Origin of the sequence: Nocardia sp. JW2 (genome assembly GCF_051843015.1) — a bacterium.
GTDB classification, from domain to species: domain Bacteria; phylum Actinomycetota; class Actinomycetes; order Mycobacteriales; family Mycobacteriaceae; genus Nocardia; species Nocardia coubleae.
Genome location: NZ_JBPXLK010000038.1, coordinates 1 through 17,322, shown reverse-complemented (window position 1 = coordinate 17,322; position 17,322 = coordinate 1). Strand labels below are relative to the sequence as shown.

Sequence of the window (17,322 nt, the reverse complement as noted above, 5' to 3'; positions counted from 1 at the left end):
TACTCGTCTACGAATATACGTCTACGAGTAATCGGTGACAAGGCGTGGTCAACCGGTATAGACCTTGGCGCCCCGATCGCCGTCGGCGCCTTCGTCGAGGAGTTTCGTGGCGATCTTCGACAGTGCCTCGTCGAGCAGGGCCCGATCGGTGGGGTCCTCGCAGTTCCAGTCGTCGAGGCGGTCACCCAGCCAGCGCCGCCACCCGGCCCGCAAGGTGTCGACCTCGGCGCGACCCGTGTCGGTGAGGGCGAGCGTGCCCGCCTCGGCGTGCAGCAGTCCCGCGTCGGCCGCCTGCCGGAAGACCGGGGCGAGTACCTCGACCGGGAGCCGGTGCCGGTAGGCGATGCCGTACACGGTGGCGGGCATGTCCTGTTTGCCGTACAGGTACACCTGCCCCAACGCCCACGCGGTGTCCGGACTCAACCGGCTGCCCGAGGCGGCGATGAGTTCGGGAATGATCGGGCCCTTCGCCCGCGCCTTGCGGACGGTCGCCGCGACCGAGCGTTCCAGCTGCACTACGCGGTCGTGCGAGTCCGGCACCGAGAACCCCTCCCCCACATCGCCCGCGCCGTGGCGCGCGCTGTCGCGCAGCCGCACCTGCGGCAGGAACCAGGCGACGACGAAACCGAGCAGCGCCACGGGAACCACCCAGGCGAAGACATGGTCGATCGAGCGGGCGTAGGCGTCGACGATCGGCGCGGTCTGCTCGACGGGCAGTTCACGCAGCAGTTTCGGATCCGCCACCGCCTCGGGCGGGACATCAGGTGCCGCCCGCATCGCCTCGGCAAGGGCGGTTTTGCTCTCGTTGCTGTAGAGCGTGCCGAACACCGCCGTGCCGAACGCGCTGCCGAGGGTGCGGAAGAAGGTGACACCGGAGGTCGCGGTGCCGAGGTCGGCGTAGGGCACGGTGTTCTGCACGACGATGGTGAGCACCTGCATGCCCAGCCCGAGGCCCGCGCCGAGAATCAGCATGTACAGCGATTCCAGCCACACGCTGGTGTGCCGGTCCATCGTCGACATCAAGCCGAGGCCCACGGCGAGCACGGCCATGCCGACGATGGGGAAATACCGGTACCGGCCGGTCTTGCCGACCACCTGACCGGAGAAGATCGAGGTGATGAACAGGCCGACGACCAGCGGCAAGGTGCGCACACCCGACACCGTCGCCGACACTCCGTCGACGTATTGCAGGTAGGCGGGCAGGTAGGTCATCGAGCCGAGCATGGCGAAACCGACGATGAAACTGAGCACCGAGGACACCGTGAACACCCGGCTGCGGAACAACCGCATCGGCAGCATCGGCTCCTTCGCCCGGTTCTCCACCCGCACGAACGCGGCGAGCAGCACGACGGCGAGCACGAACAGCCCGATGATCTGCCAGGAACCCCACGGATACTCGTTGCCACCGAATTCCAGGCCGAGGATCAGCGCCGACACACCGACGGCGACCAGGCCGATGCCGAGATAGTCGATCACCGGCCGGGTACGGGCGGCGAGTTTGGGCAGCGTTCGCGCCGCCATCACCAGCATCACGACGACCACCGGGACGTTCACATAGAAGCACCACCGCCAGCTCGCATGGTCGGTGAACAGCCCGCCGAGGGTGGGACCGAGGACGGTGGTGATGCCGAAGACCGCGCCGAGCGCGCCCTGATATTTGCCGCGTTCGCGCAGCGGAATGGTGTCGGCGATCAGGGCCATCGACGTGACCATCAGCCCGCCCGCGCCGACGCCCTGGATCCCGCGCGCGAGGATCAGCATCGGCATGCCGCCTGCCATACCCGCCAGCGCGGAACCGGCGATGAAGATGATGCCGCTGATCTGGAACAGCAGTTTGCGGCCGAACAGGTCACCGAGTTTGCCCGCGAGCACGGTCGCGACGGCCTCGGCGAGCAGGTACGAGGTGACCACCCAGGCCATGTGCCCCGCGCTGCCGAGATCGGCGACGATCGAGGGCAACGCGGCCGACACGATGGTCTGGTCGAGCGCGGCCATCAGCATGCCGAGCACCACCGTGGCGAATACAAGATTGATCTTGGTCTTGCTCATCGGCGCGACGGGCTCGTCTACAGCAACACCATCCGGCATGGCCCCAGTATGGGCGTTGCCGCGCCCGGCGAGAGGCCAGTGACACGGCAGCAATCGGACCGATATCTCAGCGCACGGCGTACCCGGCCAGCCCCGGATCGAGCGCATCGAAGGCGACCTCGGCGTAATCGGTGAGGGCAGCGGCGATCTCGTCGCCCGACTCGCCCGCGAGGGTGCGGCGCAGGATCTCCTCGAACAACACGCGATGCACGCCTGCCAACTGTGCGGCGGCTACTCGAGGGGTGATGTCGTCGGGCGCGGCGGCGGTCTCCTCGGCGAGTGCGCGGGCCAGCGCCGCCTCCCGCTCGTCGTGGAACTCCCGTAACCGGGCGGTCAGGGCTTGGCTGTCGGTGATCATCTTGGCGAACGGCGCGCCGCTGAAACCGATCACGGGGTCCTGGGCGGCCACAGCGGCGAGGTAGGCGCCGCGCAGGGCGGCCAGTGCGGACTGGCCGGGGACGCGCTCGCGCACGATCGCGGCGAGCTGTTCGATGTAGGCCGAGCCGAGGTCGAGGGCCAGATCTTCCTTGCGGGGGAAGTAGTTGGTGACGGTCATCTTCGCCACGTCGGCGGCCGCGGCGATCTCGGCGATCGTCACCTTGTCGAACCCGCGTTCGAGGAACAACTCGGTGGCGCGGTGCGAGATCTGCTCCCTGGTCTGCTGCTTCTTCCTGGCCCGTAACCCCTGCTGCGTAGTCATGTCCTCAGCGTAACTGAACTCGTCCTAAAATTGTTCTTGACATATTTTTATGTTGGACCTAAGTTTGTGTTCGTCGCCGCGAGCGACATTCCTTCGCCGAACGGGAGCCTCCTTGACTGTGACCACCGATCCCATCCGCGACTACCTCACCGCCATCAGCCGCACGCCCCTGCTGACGGCCGAGCAGGAATACGCCCTGGCCGCACGAATCGCCGCGGGTGTCGAGGCCCGCACGGAACTGGATGAGAACACCTCGGCGGGAGTCGAGCTCTCCGCAGCACGACGGAAGGAATTGCAGCGCAGCGTGATCGATGGTCAGCGCGCGAAAGACCATATGGTTCGGGCGAATCTGCGCCTGGTGGTGTCCATCGCCCGTCGTTTCCCGACCAACACCGGGATGTCGCTGCTCGACCTGATCCAGGAGGGCACCCTCGGCTTGATGCGCGCCGTGGACAAGTTCGACCACCGTCGCGGGCTCAAGTTGTCGACCTACGCCACCTACTGGATCCGCCAGTCCATCGGTCGAGCGCTCACCGACCAGGGGCGCACCATCCGGCTGCCGTCCAATGTGGCCGATGTACTGCACAAAGTCGTGCGGGTGCGTCGCGAGCTGACCCACGAGCTCGGCTGGGCGGTCACCGCCGAGGAGATCGCGGAGCGGGCCGAACTCACCGTCGCCCAGGTGACCGCGGCGCTGCGCCACGAGGCGGAACCGGTGTCGCTGCAAACGCCGCTCGGGGAGGACACCGAACTCGGCTCGGTACTGCCCGACACCGCGCCCCCACCTGCCGAGCTGGTCGCCGAGCGGATGCTCCGCGGGTACGTGGAGGCGGCCTTGGCCGGGCTCACCGAGCGTGAATCCGACGTCATCCGGCTGCGTTTCGGCCTCGATCGCGGTGAGGCCCGCACGCTGGAGGAAGTGGGTTCGCAGCTGGGTGTCTCCCGGGAGCGTGCCCGGCAGATCGAGGCGAAGGCCATGACCAAGCTGCGCAAGCCCGCGTGCGCCCGTACGCTGGCCGGGTTGCTCGGCTGACCACTTCCGATCGATCTTACTCGAGAGTAAGGTCGGGGCATGGCATGGAAACCAGCTGACATCGCGGACCAGACCGGCCGCACCTGCGTGATCACCGGCGCCAACGGCGGCCTCGGCGCCGAGACCACGAAGGTGCTGGCCGCCAAGGGCGCCACCGTGATCATGGCCTGTCGCAACAAGGCCAAGGCCGAACCGATCGCCGCCGCCATCCCCGGCGACGTGCGGGTGGCCGCTCTCGATCTGGCCGACCTGGCCTCCGTGCGCGAATTCGCCGAGCAGCAGGGTGAATTCGATGTGCTCGTCAACAACGCGGGCCTGATGAACGTGCCGTTCTCGCGGACGGCCGACGGGTTCGAAACCCAGTTCGGGGTGAACCATCTGGGTCACTTCGCCCTCACCGGTCTACTGCTCGACCGCGTCCGCGACCGGGTGGTGACCCTGGCCAGCATCGCCCACAAGCAGACCCCCAAGCTCTGGATCGACGACCTGAACTACGAGAACCGTCGCTACCAGCGCAATCTCGCCTACGCGCAGGCGAAGCTGGCCAACCTCATGTTCGCCCGTGAACTGCAGCGCCGCCTCGGCGAGGCTGGTGCGAAGCAGAAGTCCTACGCGGTGCACCCCGGCGTCTCGGCGACCGACCTGTTCGCCCGCACCGAGACCCTGCTGGACCGGGTGAGCAAGCCGGTCATCCGCCTCATCGGCCACCCGCCCGCCAAGGCCGCCCACTCCACCCTCTTCGCCGCGACCGAACCCGACGCCGATCCCACCGTCTACTGGGGTCCGAACCGGCTCATGCAGTCGCAGGGTCCGGTCGAGGCGTGCCCGTCGAGTTCGCTGTCGCGCAATCCCGAACTGTTGCGGCGCCTCTGGGAGGAATCGGAGCGGATGACGGGCGTCGCCTACAAGTTCTGAGCGACCTCGAGCACGATCTTGCCCCGCGTGCGCTGGGTGTCGGCGATCTCGTGCGCCTTGCTCGCCGACTCCAGCGGCACCACGGTGTCCACGTGCACACGCAGGGCACCCTCGCGGGCCAGATCCGCGATCGCGAGCATGCCGGCGCGATCGGCCTCGACGATCATGAACTGGGCCCGCAACCCCAGCGGACGCGCGATGTCGGCGAGCGCGGCCTCGGCGGGCGAGGCGAGGGAGACCACGATGCCGCCCGGCCGGAGCGTGCGCAGCGAGCGTGGCCCGTATTCGCCGCCGATGGTGTCGACCACCACGTCGATGTCGCGGGCCACTTCCTCGAAAGCCGTTGTGGTGTAGTCGATCACCTCGTCGGCGCCCAGGCCGCGGACGAACTCGTGGTTGTCGGCGCGCGCCGTGCCGACCACATGGGCACCGCGCGCTTTCGCGATCTGCACCGCCGCCTGTCCGACACCGCCCGCCGCGGCGTGGACCAGCACACGCTGCCCCGGCCGCACATCGGCGGTGTCGACCAGCGCCTGCCACGCGGTGAGTGCGACCAGCGGCAGACCGCCCGCCTCGAGATGGCTCAGGCTCGTGGGCTTGTGGGCGAGATGGCGGGCCGGCGCGGTGACGTACTCGGCGTACGTTGCGGCCGGGTGCGGGTGTCGTGGCATGCCGAACACCTCATCGCCCGGGGCGAACAAGGTGACGCCGAGGCCCACCGCCTCGACGACACCGGACACATCCCAGCCGAGCGGGGTGATCGCGCCCCGCAGCCCGCCGAGGGCGCGATGCCAGGAGTCGGTCGGGTTCACACCCGCCGCGTGTACCCGGATCAGCACTTCCGCCGGGCCGGGTTCCGGCCGGTCGACGTCGATCACCCGCAGCACCTCGGGTCCGCCGAAGGTGTCCTGTCCGATTGCCCGCATGTCGATTCCTTCTGTGCGCGTTGCCGTTTCCGTACGGGAAAGACAATGCCGGGCATCGGGGAAGCCGACGAGTGGCAGAGAGGCCAATATGTGCAAGGATCTTGCCATGCAGCGCGTGGTGGTTCTGGCCCTGGACGGCGTGTATCCCTTCGAACTCGGGATCCCGGCCCGCATCTTCGGGACGGCGGTCGCGGCGGACGGCAGCCCGCTCTACGAGATCCGCACCTGCAGCCTCGACGGCGCGCCGGTACGCACGAACGCCGACTTCACGATCGCGGTGGAGTGGGACAGCAGTGCGCTCGACGACGCCGACATCGTCGTCATCCCGCCGTTCAACGAATGCGACGACCACGCGAGCTATCGCCTACCCGAGAAGGTGGCCGACGCGTTGCGGCGCCCGCAGACCCGGGTGGTGAGCTTCTGTACCTCGGCGTTCGTGCTGGCCACGCTCGGATTGCTCGACGGCAGACCGGCGACCACCCATTGGAACCAGGCCGAACGGTTCCGCCGTGAGTTCCCCCGGGTGCGCATGGACGCCGACGTGCTGTTCGTCGACGACGGGCGCATCCTCACCGCCGCGGGCAGCGCGGCGGGCATCGACCTGTGCCTGCACCTGCTGCGCAGCGACCACGGCAGCGCCGTCGCCAACCGGGTGGCGCGGCTGTGCATCGTGCCACCGTGGCGCGAGGGCGGTCAGGCCCAGTTCATCGATCGGCCGATGCCCGAATCGGGGACCGCGAGCACCGCCGATACCCGCGCCTGGGCGCTCACCCACCTCGACCGCCCCCTGTCACTGGCCGAACTCGCCGCCCACGCCCGGATGAGTGTGCGCACCTTCTGCCGCCGCTTCCGCGAGGAAACCGGCCTCCCGCCCGGCCAGTGGCTCACCCGCCAGCGCGTGGACCTGGCCCGTCACCTGCTCGAGGCCACCGACCTGCCCATCGACCGCGTCGCGGCCGAGTCGGGCCTCGGCACCGCCGCCTCCCTGCGCCAGCATCTCGCCACCACCATCGGCGTCTCCCCCACCACCTACCGCCACACCTTCCGCGCCGCGCAGCTGTGACGCCTGCCTCGACCGGGTTTGTGGGCCACGACCTGCTCCTACGCAACGTGTAGTAGGCAGGTACCGTTGTTGTGTGTCCGATCGACCTTCCCGCCCGGCGTACAACCGGCCCGCGCTGATCGCGCTGGTCATCGTGGTCGCGCTCGGCTGTCTCGCACTGGCCTGGTGGCAGTGGGAACGGTTCGATTCCGCGACCGGGACAGGGCAGAACCTCGGGTACGCGCTGCAGTGGCCGCTGTTCGCGGCGTTCGCGGTGTTCGCCTACGTCAGGTTCGTGCGTCTCGAACGCGAGGCGGGCGAGCCTGCCGCGCCGCGCGCGAGCAAGGCCGAGGCGCCGCGCGAGATTCCGGCCGGAATCCTGCCCGAACGGCCCAAGGCCGCCGCCGCGGACGACCCGGAGACCGCCGCCTACAACCAGTACCTGGCGCGATTGCACGCCAGCGATATCGATGCGCAGACCCGCACCGCCGGTCTGCACGCCCCTGAGAGGAACGCCGGGTGACCGACAACAACACCACCGCACCGTCGCTGGACAAACCGGCTACCGGCGCACCGGCGGACAACGCCAAGATCGCCTCCGCGCTGCTGCGCTACCGCGCCCTCGCCTGGTTCACCGGTCTGTGGCTGCTGCTGCTCACCGCCGAGATGATCGCCCAGTACGGCTTCGGCATGGACACCCCGCGCTGGATCGCGCTCGTGCACGGCTGGGTGTACTTCGCCTACCTGCTGGTCACCGCCGACCTCGCGGTCAAAGTCCGCTGGCCCATCGCCCGCACCGTCGGCACCCTCATCGCGGGCACCATCCCCCTGCTCTCCTTCTTCGTCGAGCACCGCAACGCCAAAGACGTCAAAGCCCAGTACAACCTCTGAGGTTCCTGGACTCACGATCACCACGCCGTGGTGACGGCATCTCGCGAGTAGCCTCCGCCACCACGGCGTGGTGATCTAGATCGATGCCGAGCGCCCTCGACTGGACGCGTGGCCCTCATGGCGGCATCGGCCGCGTGGGTTCCACCACCAGAGCGTGGTGATCGTGGAACTCAGGCCAGGGCCGCCAGGGCGGGGAGGAGCTGGGTGAGGGCGCGGCCTCGGTGGGAGGCGGCGTCTTTTTCCGCGGGGGTGAGGTCGGCGGCGCTGCGGGGGCCGCCGTCAGGGTGGAAGAGCGGGTCGTAGCCGAAGCCGCCCTCACCCTGTGGTTCGCGGGCGATGGTGCCGGGCCATTCGCCACGGACCACCGTGGTGGTGCCGTCGGGCAGGACGAGGGCGCAGGTCGAGACGAAGCGGGCGGTGCGCCGTTCGTCGGGGACATCGCCGAGCTGACCGAGCAGCAGGGCGTTGTTGGCCTCGTCGTCGCCGTGGCGGCCGGCCCAACGGGCCGACAGCACACCGGGCATCCCGTTGAGGGCATCCACCTCGATACCGGAATCGTCTGCCACACAGGGCAATCCGGTCGCGACAGCACCGTCACGCGCCTTGGCGATCGCGTTCTCCTCGAAGGTGGCGCCGATTTCGGGGGCCTCCTCGTAGGGCGGCACGTCGTCGAGGCTCACCAATTCGATCCCGGCGACACCCGCGTCGTCGAGGATGCGGCGCAATTCCTTCAGCTTCTTGGCATTTCGGCTGGCGACCAGCACGCGCGTGCCCACGGCTACTTCTTCCCCACCGGCTCGGGCAGCTCACCCGGGTAGGGCAGGGCGAGGGCGGCCTTCTGGATCGCGAACAGCTCCTCGCAGCCGACCAGCGCCGAATCGAGCAGCTTGTCCAGGGTGGAGCGGGGGAAGGTGGCGCCTTCGCCGGTGCCCTGGATCTCGACGAGGGTTCCGGTGTCGGTGGCGACCACGTTCATGTCGACCTCGGCGCGCGAATCCTCTTCGTACGGCAGGTCCAGGCGCACCCGGCCGTCGACGACGCCGACGCTCACCGCGGCGATCATGCACGAGATCGGTTGCGGGTCGGCCAGTTTGCCCGCGGCGGCCAGGTAGGTGACGGCGTCGCTGAGCGCGACGTAGGCGCCGGTGATGGCGGCGGTCCGGGTGCCGCCGTCGGCCTGCAGCACGTCGCAGTCCAGCGCGATGGTGTTCTCGCCGAGCGCGGCCAGGTCGATGCACGCGCGCAGCGAGCGGCCGATCAGCCTGCTGATCTCCTGGGTGCGGCCGCCGACCTTGCCCTTCACCGATTCACGCCCGCTGCGGGTGTGGGTGGCGGCGGGCAGCATCGCGTATTCGGCGGTGAGCCAGCCCAGGCCCGAGTCGCGCCGCCACGGTGGCACCCCCTCGGTGACGCTGGCGGTGCACATCACCCTGGTCTGCCCGAATTCCACCAGCACCGACCCGGCCGGGTGCGAGGTGAATCCTCGGGTGATCTTGACCTCGCGGAGTTCGTCATCCGCCCTACCATCGGCTCGTCTCGACACGGTAGGGATTATGCCCGTCGGCGTGCGTCCGTGTTCGCGGCCCCTCGTCGAGGTGCCGGGGCCGTGGCGCTACAGGTCGAAGGTCTCGCCCGGTGCGACCGCGTGGACCGGGCCCGCGAAGGCCGCTTTGGCCTCGGCGATGACGTCTTCGCGCGAGGTCCACGGCGGGATATGGGTGAGCAGCAGTTCCTTGGCGCCCGAGCGGGTGGCGATCTCGCCCGCCTCGGTGCCCGAAAGGTGAATGCCGGGAGGACGATTCGCGGGATCGTGGGTCCAGGACGCCTCGGCCATCAGCACGTCGGCACCCTGGGCGAGTTCGACGACGGCGTCGCACATGGCGGTGTCACCGGTGTAGACGAACACGCGGCCGCTCGCGGCGGTGATGCGCAGGCCGTAGGACTCCGGCGGGTGGTACATGCGGCGCGCTTCGACCGTGTGACCGGGGCCGAACGGGACGGGGACGTTCTCGGTCCACGCCTGGGAGTCGATCACGTCGGACCAGTCGTCGGTTTCGCCACCGATCTCGGCCGAGGCGTTGCCGATGCGTAAGGCAGCGTCGGACGGGCCACGGACCAGGGCCTTGCCGGTGGGCGGATTGGGGTGGTATCGACGCCACACGAGCAGGGCGGGCAGGTCGAGGCAGTGATCCGCGTGCAGATGTGTGAGGAAGATGTCGACATCGCCGGGGTTCAGGTGCTTCTGCAGTGCGCCGAACACGCCCGGCCCGAAGTCGATGACGGTCGGACGCATATCCGGGCCGGTCAACAGGTACCCCGACGCTGGGGAGTCCGGGCCGGACACACTGCCCGAGCACCCGAGGACGGTAAGGCGCATGCCCTCATGCTGCCACGACGGGCTGGTACTCACTGCAGGATCCCCCCATTCTCCAGACCGGATCCCCGGTTACCGCGTTGGTAGTGCGCGGCCGACCGATGCTTCACGGCGGCGTCGACGTTCATCACCAGAGAGTACCCAGCCCGCCAGCACTCCACCCACCGCCCCGAAAAGATGCCCCTGCCAAGAAATTCGGGGGTCCGTGGGCAGCACGCCCCACAGCATCGACCCGTAGATCAGGAAGATCACCAGCCCCACCGCGATCTGCCCGACATTGCGCGCGAACCATCCCCGGCAGATCAGATAGGTGAGCCACCCGAACACAATCGAGGACGCACCGATGTGCACGCTTCCGGTCTGCCCCGTCAGCCACGTCCCCACCCCCGCGATCACCCAGATGATCGCCGTGGCGGCGATGCCGCGACCGATCCCCGAGAGCAGCACGATGAACCCGAGCACGAGCAACGGCAGGCTGTTGGCCAGCAGGTGGTCCCACCCACCGTGCAACAGCGGCGCCCACAGAATCCCGTCGAGCCCACTCACCGCACGCGGTTCGATCCCCGCACCGTCGAGCTCGTTCGCCGCCCCCGGCGGCCGATCGTAGGACAGCACCATGTCGACGCCCTCGATGACGAACAGCGCCACCACGAACCCGACGATCCCCACCGCGGCCGACACCACCGACCCACCCCGACGCCCGGACGAACCGCCACTGCCCAGCCCCCGAACACGCTCCGGATCGAACGAGGCCCCAACCCCACCGCTCACTGTCATCGCCTCCAACGGCCGGGCCGACGTCGCCCACCCCACGAGGGTACCGCCGCACGTCTTGCGCGTTGCTCCGGTAGATCCCATCGAACCGACGGAAAGAGCCGGGCACGTTCACAAACGCACCCGGCTCCGCACCTCATGGGACTACGCCCAGAGCTGCCCTTCGAGCTTCTCCTCCGCCTCGTCGAGCGTCCCGTCGTAAGCCCCCGTCGACAGGTACTTCCAGCCACCGTCGGCAACCACGAACGCGATATCCGCCCGCCGCCCGGCCTTCTGCGCCTTCTTCGCGATCCCGAGCGCCGCGTGCAGGATCGCGCCGGTCGAAATGCCCGCGAAGATCCCTTCCTCGCCGACGAGTTCCCTGGTCCGCCGCACGGCGTCGTATGGCCCGACGGAGAACCGGGTGGTGAGCACCTTCTCGTCGTAGAGCTCGGGGATGAAGCCTTCGTCGATGTTGCGCAGGCCGTAGACCAGCTCGCCGTAGCGCGGCTCGGCGGCGACGATCTCGATATCGGGCACCTGCTCACGCAGGTACCGCCCGGTACCCATCAGCGTCCCGGTGGTGCCGAGCCCCGCCACGAAATGCGTGATCTCGGGCAGGTCGGCCAGCAGTTCGGGCCCGGTGGTCTCGTAGTGCGCGAGTGCGTTGGCCGGATTGCCGTACTGGTACAGCATCACCCAGTCCGGGTTCTCCTCGGCGATCTGCTTGGCAAGCGCCACAGCCTGATTCGACCCACCGGCGGCCGGGGAATCGATGATCTCGGCACCGAACATGGTGAGCAGCTGACGTCGCTCCACCGAGGTGTTCTCCGGCATCACGCAGACGATCCGGTACCCCTTGAGCTTGGCCGCCATGGCCAGCGAGATCCCGGTGTTGCCACTGGTGGGTTCCAGAATGGTGCAGCCGGGCGTGAGCCGCCCGTCGGCCTCGGCCTGTTCGATCATCCGCAACGCGGGGCGATCCTTGATCGACCCGGTGGGGTTGCGGTCCTCGAGCTTGGCCCACAGCCGGACGTGGTCGTCACCGTCCCACTGGGGTGAGAGGGTGCGCAGCCCGACGAGCGGCGTGTTGCCGAGGGTCGCGATCAGCGATTCGTAGCGGGCCACGAGGTCACGCGCCGCCGGCGACCGCGGGCAGGATGGTGACCGACGCTCCGGCGGGGACCTCCGCGTCGAGCCCGCCGGCGAAGCGCACATCCTCGTCGTCGACGTAGATGTTGACGTAGCGGTTCAGCTTGCCGTCCTTGAGCAGCCGCTCGGCCAGCCCGGGATGGTTGGCCTCGAGGTTGTCGATGAGCGCGGACAGGGTGTCGCCTTCGCCCTGGACTCGCTTCTCACCTCCGGTGAGACCACGCATGATGGTCGGGATGGACACGGTTACCGGCATGGGGACTCCTCGGGGTGATGACTTGTTCTGGGGTTGTCAGGCGTCGTAGGACTCGACGATGCGCACCGGTTCCTCGGTGACCTCGCCGTCGACGATGCGGTAGCTGCGCAGTTCGTGCTCGTGCGGATCGCGGGTGGAGATCAGCACGTAGTGCGCGTCCGGTTCGCCGGCGTAGGAGATATCGGTGCGGCTCGGGTAGGCCTCGGTGGCGGTGTGCGAGTGGTACACGACGACGGGAACCTCGTCCGCGTCGTCCATCTCCCGCCATACCCGCAGTTGTTCCCCGGAATCGAACCGGTAGAACGTCGGGGAGCGTTCGGCGTTGATCATCGCGACGAAGCGTTCGGGGCGATCACTGCCTTCGGGGCCCGCGATCACACCGCAGGCCTCGTCGGGGTGGTCGGCGCGCGCGTGGGCAACCATCGCGTCAACGAGATCGGCTCTGATCACCAGCACTTGTCGACCCTTTCCACAATCCGGCACAACGCCCACACCCTATTCGGGTATTCCGCCCGACCGAATTCCGGTCCCGCCCGCGCGCCGGGTTCAGCGCGGGAACAAGTCGCGGTAGGCGGGAATGCCCGCGACGGAAGTAGCGGCGAGGACGGCATCGACGACCGCCCGTTCCACGACGACCGCCGCGGCGGTGCACAACTCGTCGAGCAGCAGCAGATCCGAGGGGAAAGCCGCAGGTAGCGGACCCGAAGGGACCTGCACGGCACCGGTCGACACCGCGAACAGCGTGTCACCGTCGAGCGGCGAGTGCACGGGCCGGATGGCGCGGGCCAGGCCGTCGTGAGCGGTGGCCGCCAGCCTGCGGCAACCGACCGGGTCGAGTACCGCGTCGGTGGCGACGACGCCGATCGTGGTGTTGAGCACAGTGCTCTTACCGGGCAGCGCGGCCAGGGCGGCGAGCTCGGCGGGCGTGCCGTGCCGCAGGTCGAAGAAGTCGGGCCCGTCGGTGCCCGCACCCCACGGCAGACCGGTGCGCGGGTCGACCACCGAACCGACCGGATTGGCCACGACGATCGCGCCGACGGTGACGCCGTTGTCGAGAACCACACTGGCCGAACCGATTCCGCCTTTGAGCGCACCCGCCTGCGCGCCCACCCCGGCACCGACGGTCCCTCGGGCGAAGTCCGTCGAGGCGGCTTCGGCGGCGCGGAAACCGAAGTCCGCGTCGGGCCGGATGTCCCACGCGCCGACCGGCAGGTCGAAGATCACCGCGCCCGGCACGATCGGCACCACCCGGCTCGGGTCGGTCGGGCTCATCGGGATGCCCTCGCCGTGTTCCTCGGCCCAGCGCATCACCCCGTCGGCGGCGGCCAGGCCGTAGGCGCTGCCACCGGTGAGCAGCACCGCGTTGACGCGGCGCACGGTGTTGGCCGGGTCCAGCAGGTCGGTTTCGCGGGTGCCAGGCCCGCCGCCGCGCACGTCGACGGAGGCGACCGCACCGCCGGGCAACCGCACCACCGTGCACCCCGTCGCGGCACCCGACCCGAGGCTCACCTCGTCGTCGAGCACATGATGATGACCGACCAGCACACCGGTGACGTCGGTGATCGCGTTGCGTGGACCGGGAACGCCGCGCATCAGGGCGCCAATGCCTGCAGCAGCGAATCCTGCATCCAGGTCAGCCAGTGGTAGACGTCCAGATGCGGGGCGCGCGGATCGTCGGGGTCGAAGTGGTCGGGCGTGTCGTCGTCGATGTCGAGCAGGGTGCCCAGTGCCAGGCGCACGTCGGTGAGCGCGGTGAGCCAGGCGTCGGCCTGCTCGGGGGTGAGCACGATCTTGCCGCCGTCCTCGGGGCAGCTGTCCATCACCACCCGCCCCGCGGCCAGTTTCGCGTCGATGATCTCGGGTTCGTGCAGGCTGCGCAGCGCGCTGTTGAGGCCGGCGCGTTCGGCGTCGGGCGAACCGGGTTCGGCGCGGTGGAAATCGGGCAGCAGGCGCAGCAGTTGCGGGTCGTCGGGCGGGGTGGTGTTGCCGGTGCGCAGCCCGGTCAGCGCCGCGAGTTCGTCCTCGGGCGACTCGGCGGCGCGGTCGGCGAGCAGGCCGGAGACCGCCGCGACCAGGGAGCGCAACACCGTGGCCTCGTGCTCGTCCATTTCGGATCGAAGCTTGAGACCACCGAGTGAGTTCTTTCTGCTCCACTTGCGCACAGGGCCAGGTTACTCAGGCTCAGTCGTCGCGCTGCATCGTTGCCCACAGGCCCGCCGCGTGCAGGCGGCGTACGTCCTGTTCCATCTTGTCGCGCGAACCCGACGACACCACGGCCTTGCCCTCGTTGTGAACCTGCAGCATCAACTCGGTCGCCTTGGCTTTGCTGTAGCCGAAGAGCTTCTGGAATATGTAGGTGACGTAGTGCATGAGATTCACCGGGTCGTCCCATACGACGGTCACCCACGGCCGGTCCTCGGCCTCCAGGATCTCGGTGTATTCGGTAGCCTCCGGCGTCGCCTGTGGCGCCGACAGTGCGGCGTTCACGGCGTCGGTGACGGCGCCGGCTCGAACGGAATTGCACAGGGCCATAAACCCCAGGGTACGACGAGGCCACCCAGATACAACACCCGCCGTGACTAGAGTTTCGGGTGTGCAGATCCGTGACGAGTCAGCGAGCACCGCGCTGCTGACCGACCAGTACGAACTGACCATGCTCGCCGCCGCGCTCGCCGACGGTTCGGCGCAGCGGCGGTGCACCTTCGAGGTGTTCGCCAGACGCTTGCCGCACGGCCGCCGCTACGGCGTGGTGGCGGGCACCGGGCGGCTGCTCGAGGCCCTCACCCGCTTCCGGTTCGGCGCCGAGGAGCTGGCGATCGCCGAGAAATTCCTGGACCCGGCCACCGTCGACTGGTTGCGCGAATATCGCTTCACCGGCGATATCGACGGCTACGCCGAGGGCGAGCTGTACTTCCCCGGTTCACCGATCCTCACCGTGCGCGGCAGCTTCGCCGAATGCGTGGTGCTCGAGACGCTTGTCCTGTCGATCTTCAATCACGACAGCGCCATCGCCTCGGCCGCCGCGCGGATGGTGAGCGCCGCGGCCGGGCGCCGAATGATCGAGATGGGTTCGCGGCGCACCCACGAACTGGCCGCGCCGTCGAGTTCGCGGGCCGCCTACCTGGCCGGCTTCGACGCGACCTCCAACCTCGAGGCGGTGCGCAGCTTCGGTGTGCCGGGCGCGGGCACCAGCGCGCACGCCTTCACCCTGCTACACAGCGGCGCCGACGGCGAACACGAGGCGGCCGCCTTCCGCAGCCAGGTCGAGGCGCTCGGCATCGGGACGACGCTGCTGGTCGACACCTTCGACATCACCCGTGGCGTCGCCACCGCCATCGAGGTGGCCGGGCCCGAACTGGGTGGTGTGCGGATCGATTCCGGCGAGCTTGGTGTGCTGGCCCGCCAGGTGCGCGATCAGCTCGACGCGCTCGGCGCCACCGGCACCCGCATCGTCGTCTCCGGCGATCTCGACGAGTACGCCATCGCCGCCCTACGCGCCGAACCGGTCGACGTGTACGGCGTCGGCACCTCCTTGGTCACCGGTTCCGGTGCGCCGACGGCGGGCATGGTGTTCAAGCTCGTGGAGGTCGACGGGATCCCGGTCGCCAAACGCAGCAGCCACAAGGAGTCGCGTGGCGGGGCGAAGAAGGCGGTGCGGCTGGCGCGGGCCACTGGGACCATCGTCGAGGAGATCGTCTACCCGGCCGCGGGAGAAGCGCCCTCCACCAACGGTTTCCAGGTGCGCGAGCTCCAGGTTCCGTTGGTGCGCGGCGGTGAGACGGTCGACGGCGTCGCGACGCTGGCACGCAGCCGGGAACTGGTCGCGCAGGGTCTGGTGAGCCTGCCGTGGGAGGGCCTCAAGCTCTCCGACGGCGAGCCCGCCATCCCGACCACTTTCCTCGGCTGACACCTCGCGAACGCGAGGGGACAATGGTATGGACGCAATGATCGGGAGGACGGTGTGATGCGCGGGTTGGTCATCGTGGATGTGCAGAACGACTTCTGCGAGGGAGGATCGCTGGCTGTGCGCGGCGGCGCGAAGGTCGCGGCGGCCATCAGCTCCCATGTCGCCGCGAAGAAGTACGACGCGATCGTGGCGACCAGGGACTGGCATGTCGACCCCGGCGCCCACTTCTCCGACAACCCCGACTACGTCGACTCCTGGCCGCCGCACTGCGTGGTCGGTACGCCGGGCGCCGATTTCCATCCCGCTCTCGACACCGGGCTGGTCGAAGAGGTGTTCTCGAAGGGCGAATACAGTGCCGCCTATTCGGGTTTCGAGGGCGCGTCGGCCGACGGAACCACCCTCGCCGAATGGTTGCGCGCCCGCGACATCGATCACGTCGACGTGGTCGGCATCGCCACCGACCACTGCGTGCGTGCCACCGCCCTCGACGCCCGCACCGCCGGTTTCGACACCACCGTCCTGCTCGACCTCACCGCGGGGGTAGCCCCGGAAACCACCGCCACCGCACTCACCACCCTCCGCGAGGCGGGTGTCGAGCTGAGCGGTGAGGTGCCCGCCTAGGCTCACGGTGTGGATTACCGCTTCCCGGCGCAGGCGCGCGACAGGCTGACCCAGGCATTGGCCGAGGTCGACAGCATTCACGACGCCGCCGACATCGTCTTCTGGGCCAACCCGGCCGCCGACGATCTGCACCGCACCGGGATCGGCGCCTTCGGCCAGTTGCCGCCCGCCTTCGCCCACCTGCTGGCCCTGACGAGCCTGCACACCACGGTCCTGGATTCCGGTTTCAGCACCTACCTGCGCACCCGCCGCACCGAACTCCCCTGGGCCACAAGAGCATTGCGTGCCGCAGGCATGCCACGCCTGGCCGCCGCCGCCGTCCTCGCCGCCCGCGACGCCTCCCCCAACTCCCCCGACGACCCCCTCGACCGCTTCTTCGACGACGAACACCGCACCCTCGCCGAACCCGACCAGATCCGCCGCCCCACCGGCGACCGCGCCGACGACCCCGACGAGATCTACGACATCAACGAACCCGCCGACTTCGAAGAACGCGTCCTCACCTACATCCGCACCAACCTGAACGACTTCGTCCAGGACCGATAACGCCGCGAGCACACCCCCAATCCGCCATGACCGCATTCCCGACCCCGCACGACCCGACCTCGAGGAGGGTCCGCCGCGAAGCGGCGCAGCGGCCCGGCCGCGCGAACAGCGCTCGAAG

Annotated in this window: 21 protein-coding genes; 8 read left to right on the top strand and 13 right to left on the bottom strand. The window is 69.0% G+C overall.

Annotation, left to right across the window (positions count from 1 at the left end; genetic code table 11):
- Nucleotides 1-48: 48 nt before the first annotated feature.
- Both ACSVDM_RS29390 and ACSVDM_RS29385 read right to left on the bottom strand, forming a co-directional pair.
- Nucleotides 49-2,088 (bottom strand): MDR family MFS transporter, encoded by a 2,040-nt coding sequence (locus tag ACSVDM_RS29390; protein WP_439268979.1) that lies wholly within the window; start codon nt 2,086-2,088, stop codon nt 49-51.
- A gap of 67 nt (nt 2,089-2,155) precedes the next feature.
- Nucleotides 2,156-2,788 (bottom strand): TetR/AcrR family transcriptional regulator, encoded by a 633-nt coding sequence (locus ACSVDM_RS29385; RefSeq protein ID WP_439268978.1) that lies wholly within the window; start codon nt 2,786-2,788, stop codon nt 2,156-2,158.
- Between the two features lie 118 nt (nt 2,789-2,906).
- On the opposite strand from ACSVDM_RS29385, the gene ACSVDM_RS29380 reads away from it, so the two are divergent.
- Together ACSVDM_RS29380 and ACSVDM_RS29375 are read left to right on the top strand one after the other, a co-directional pair.
- A complete protein-coding gene (locus tag ACSVDM_RS29380) occupies nt 2,907-3,821 on the top strand; it encodes a sigma-70 family RNA polymerase sigma factor (RefSeq protein WP_439268977.1) in 915 nt (304 codons plus the stop codon).
- 39 nt (nt 3,822-3,860) lie between these two features.
- Complete coding sequence (locus ACSVDM_RS29375; RefSeq protein WP_439268976.1) at nt 3,861-4,736, top strand: oxidoreductase; 876 nt, start codon at nt 3,861-3,863, stop codon at nt 4,734-4,736.
- On the opposite strand, the gene ACSVDM_RS29370 is transcribed toward ACSVDM_RS29375, so the two are convergent.
- A complete protein-coding gene (locus ACSVDM_RS29370) occupies nt 4,724-5,662 on the bottom strand; it encodes an NADP-dependent oxidoreductase (RefSeq protein WP_439268975.1) in 939 nt (312 codons plus the stop codon). The two genes, ACSVDM_RS29375 and ACSVDM_RS29370, sit on opposite strands and share 13 nt — an antisense overlap.
- Before the next feature lie 106 nt (nt 5,663-5,768).
- Here ACSVDM_RS29370 and ACSVDM_RS29365 point away from each other — a divergent pair, with 106 nt between their 5' ends.
- The 3 genes from ACSVDM_RS29365 to ACSVDM_RS29355 all read left to right on the top strand — a co-directional run bounded on the left by ACSVDM_RS29365 (nt 5,769) and on the right by ACSVDM_RS29355 (nt 7,595).
- Nucleotides 5,769-6,725, top strand: a complete 957-nt coding sequence (locus tag ACSVDM_RS29365; RefSeq protein ID WP_067498398.1) for a GlxA family transcriptional regulator — start codon at nt 5,769-5,771, stop codon at nt 6,723-6,725.
- 73 nt (nt 6,726-6,798) lie between these two features.
- Nucleotides 6,799-7,227 carry a transcriptional regulator gene (locus ACSVDM_RS29360; protein ID WP_439268974.1) on the top strand — a complete coding sequence of 143 codons (429 nt, stop codon included), beginning with the start codon at nt 6,799-6,801 and terminating at the stop codon, nt 7,225-7,227.
- Nucleotides 7,224-7,595, top strand: a complete 372-nt coding sequence (locus ACSVDM_RS29355; protein WP_084457589.1) for a DUF3817 domain-containing protein — start codon at nt 7,224-7,226, stop codon at nt 7,593-7,595. Before ACSVDM_RS29360 ends, ACSVDM_RS29355 begins: the two co-directional genes overlap by 4 nt.
- Before the next feature lie 170 nt (nt 7,596-7,765).
- Here the strand turns inward: ACSVDM_RS29355 and rdgB are convergent, their stop codons facing one another.
- The 10 genes from rdgB to clpS all read right to left on the bottom strand — a co-directional run bounded on the left by rdgB (nt 7,766) and on the right by clpS (nt 14,662).
- Nucleotides 7,766-8,371 (bottom strand): RdgB/HAM1 family non-canonical purine NTP pyrophosphatase, encoded by a 606-nt coding sequence (rdgB, locus tag ACSVDM_RS29350; RefSeq protein ID WP_357153178.1) that lies wholly within the window; start codon nt 8,369-8,371, stop codon nt 7,766-7,768.
- Nucleotides 8,372-8,373: 2 nt separating this feature from the next.
- Nucleotides 8,374-9,138, bottom strand: a complete 765-nt coding sequence (gene rph, locus ACSVDM_RS29345; protein WP_067644972.1) for a ribonuclease PH — start codon at nt 9,136-9,138, stop codon at nt 8,374-8,376.
- Nucleotides 9,139-9,207: 69 nt separating this feature from the next.
- A complete protein-coding gene (locus ACSVDM_RS29340; protein WP_067498289.1) occupies nt 9,208-9,972 on the bottom strand; it encodes a cyclic nucleotide-degrading phosphodiesterase in 765 nt (254 codons plus the stop codon).
- A 69-nt stretch (nt 9,973-10,041) separates the two neighbouring features.
- Nucleotides 10,042-10,746: a rhomboid family intramembrane serine protease gene (locus ACSVDM_RS29335; protein ID WP_439268973.1), complete on the bottom strand. Its 705-nt coding sequence runs from the start codon at nt 10,744-10,746 to the stop codon at nt 10,042-10,044.
- 141 nt (nt 10,747-10,887) lie between these two features.
- Nucleotides 10,888-11,850 (bottom strand): PLP-dependent cysteine synthase family protein, encoded by a 963-nt coding sequence (locus tag ACSVDM_RS29330; protein ID WP_067498286.1) that lies wholly within the window; start codon nt 11,848-11,850, stop codon nt 10,888-10,890.
- Between the two features lie 4 nt (nt 11,851-11,854).
- Nucleotides 11,855-12,130 carry a MoaD/ThiS family protein gene (locus tag ACSVDM_RS29325; protein WP_067498283.1) on the bottom strand — a complete coding sequence of 92 codons (276 nt, stop codon included), beginning with the start codon at nt 12,128-12,130 and terminating at the stop codon, nt 11,855-11,857.
- Nucleotides 12,131-12,166: 36 nt separating this feature from the next.
- Nucleotides 12,167-12,586, bottom strand: coding sequence for a Mov34/MPN/PAD-1 family protein (locus tag ACSVDM_RS29320; RefSeq protein WP_067644997.1), 420 nt, complete (start codon nt 12,584-12,586; stop codon nt 12,167-12,169).
- A gap of 90 nt (nt 12,587-12,676) precedes the next feature.
- The gene (locus ACSVDM_RS29315) at nt 12,677-13,723 is read right to left on the bottom strand and encodes a P1 family peptidase (protein ID WP_439268972.1); all 1,047 of its coding nucleotides are present in this window, start codon (nt 13,721-13,723) and stop codon (nt 12,677-12,679) included.
- Complete coding sequence (gene aosR / locus ACSVDM_RS29310) at nt 13,723-14,292, bottom strand: oxidative stress transcriptional regulator AosR (protein ID WP_439268971.1); 570 nt, start codon at nt 14,290-14,292, stop codon at nt 13,723-13,725. Before aosR ends, ACSVDM_RS29315 begins: the two co-directional genes overlap by 1 nt.
- A gap of 19 nt (nt 14,293-14,311) precedes the next feature.
- Nucleotides 14,312-14,662: an ATP-dependent Clp protease adapter ClpS gene (gene clpS / locus ACSVDM_RS29305; protein ID WP_067498269.1), complete on the bottom strand. Its 351-nt coding sequence runs from the start codon at nt 14,660-14,662 to the stop codon at nt 14,312-14,314.
- 61 nt (nt 14,663-14,723) lie between these two features.
- On the opposite strand from clpS, the gene ACSVDM_RS29300 reads away from it, so the two are divergent.
- Genes ACSVDM_RS29300 through ACSVDM_RS29290 form a run of 3 tightly spaced genes read left to right on the top strand, consistent with a single transcriptional unit; the run spans nt 14,724 to nt 17,204 of the window.
- Complete coding sequence (locus ACSVDM_RS29300) at nt 14,724-16,037, top strand: nicotinate phosphoribosyltransferase (protein WP_439268970.1); 1,314 nt, start codon at nt 14,724-14,726, stop codon at nt 16,035-16,037.
- Nucleotides 16,038-16,094: 57 nt separating this feature from the next.
- The gene (locus ACSVDM_RS29295; protein ID WP_439268969.1) at nt 16,095-16,658 is read left to right on the top strand and encodes a nicotinamidase; all 564 of its coding nucleotides are present in this window, start codon (nt 16,095-16,097) and stop codon (nt 16,656-16,658) included.
- Between the two features lie 9 nt (nt 16,659-16,667).
- Nucleotides 16,668-17,204, top strand: a complete 537-nt coding sequence (locus ACSVDM_RS29290; protein WP_067645012.1) for a DMP19 family protein — start codon at nt 16,668-16,670, stop codon at nt 17,202-17,204.
- The last annotated feature ends 118 nt before the right edge of the window (nt 17,205-17,322 follow it).

Excerpts from the sequence above, each read along its gene's own strand:
- ACSVDM_RS29325 (WP_067498283.1), bottom strand. The coding sequence starts at position 12,130 with ATGCCGGTAACCGTGTCCATCCCGACCATCATGCGTGGTCTCACCGGA.
- ACSVDM_RS29335 (WP_439268973.1), bottom strand. The coding sequence starts at position 10,746 with ATGACAGTGAGCGGTGGGGTTGGGGCCTCGTTCGATCCGGAGCGTGTT.
- ACSVDM_RS29385 (WP_439268978.1), bottom strand. The coding sequence starts at position 2,788 with ATGACTACGCAGCAGGGGTTACGGGCCAGGAAGAAGCAGCAGACCAGG.
- ACSVDM_RS29375 (WP_439268976.1), top strand. The coding sequence starts at position 3,861 with ATGGCATGGAAACCAGCTGACATCGCGGACCAGACCGGCCGCACCTGC.
- clpS (WP_067498269.1), bottom strand. The coding sequence starts at position 14,662 with ATGGCCCTGTGCAATTCCGTTCGAGCCGGCGCCGTCACCGACGCCGTG.
- ACSVDM_RS29365 (WP_067498398.1), top strand. The coding sequence starts at position 5,769 with ATGCAGCGCGTGGTGGTTCTGGCCCTGGACGGCGTGTATCCCTTCGAA.
- ACSVDM_RS29315 (WP_439268972.1), bottom strand. The coding sequence starts at position 13,723 with ATGCGCGGCGTTCCCGGTCCACGCAACGCGATCACCGACGTCACCGGT.
- ACSVDM_RS29295 (WP_439268969.1), top strand. The coding sequence starts at position 16,095 with ATGCGCGGGTTGGTCATCGTGGATGTGCAGAACGACTTCTGCGAGGGA.
- ACSVDM_RS29370 (WP_439268975.1), bottom strand. The coding sequence starts at position 5,662 with ATGCGGGCAATCGGACAGGACACCTTCGGCGGACCCGAGGTGCTGCGG.
- ACSVDM_RS29390 (WP_439268979.1), bottom strand. The coding sequence starts at position 2,088 with ATGCCGGATGGTGTTGCTGTAGACGAGCCCGTCGCGCCGATGAGCAAG.
- ACSVDM_RS29340 (WP_067498289.1), bottom strand. The coding sequence starts at position 9,972 with ATGCGCCTTACCGTCCTCGGGTGCTCGGGCAGTGTGTCCGGCCCGGAC.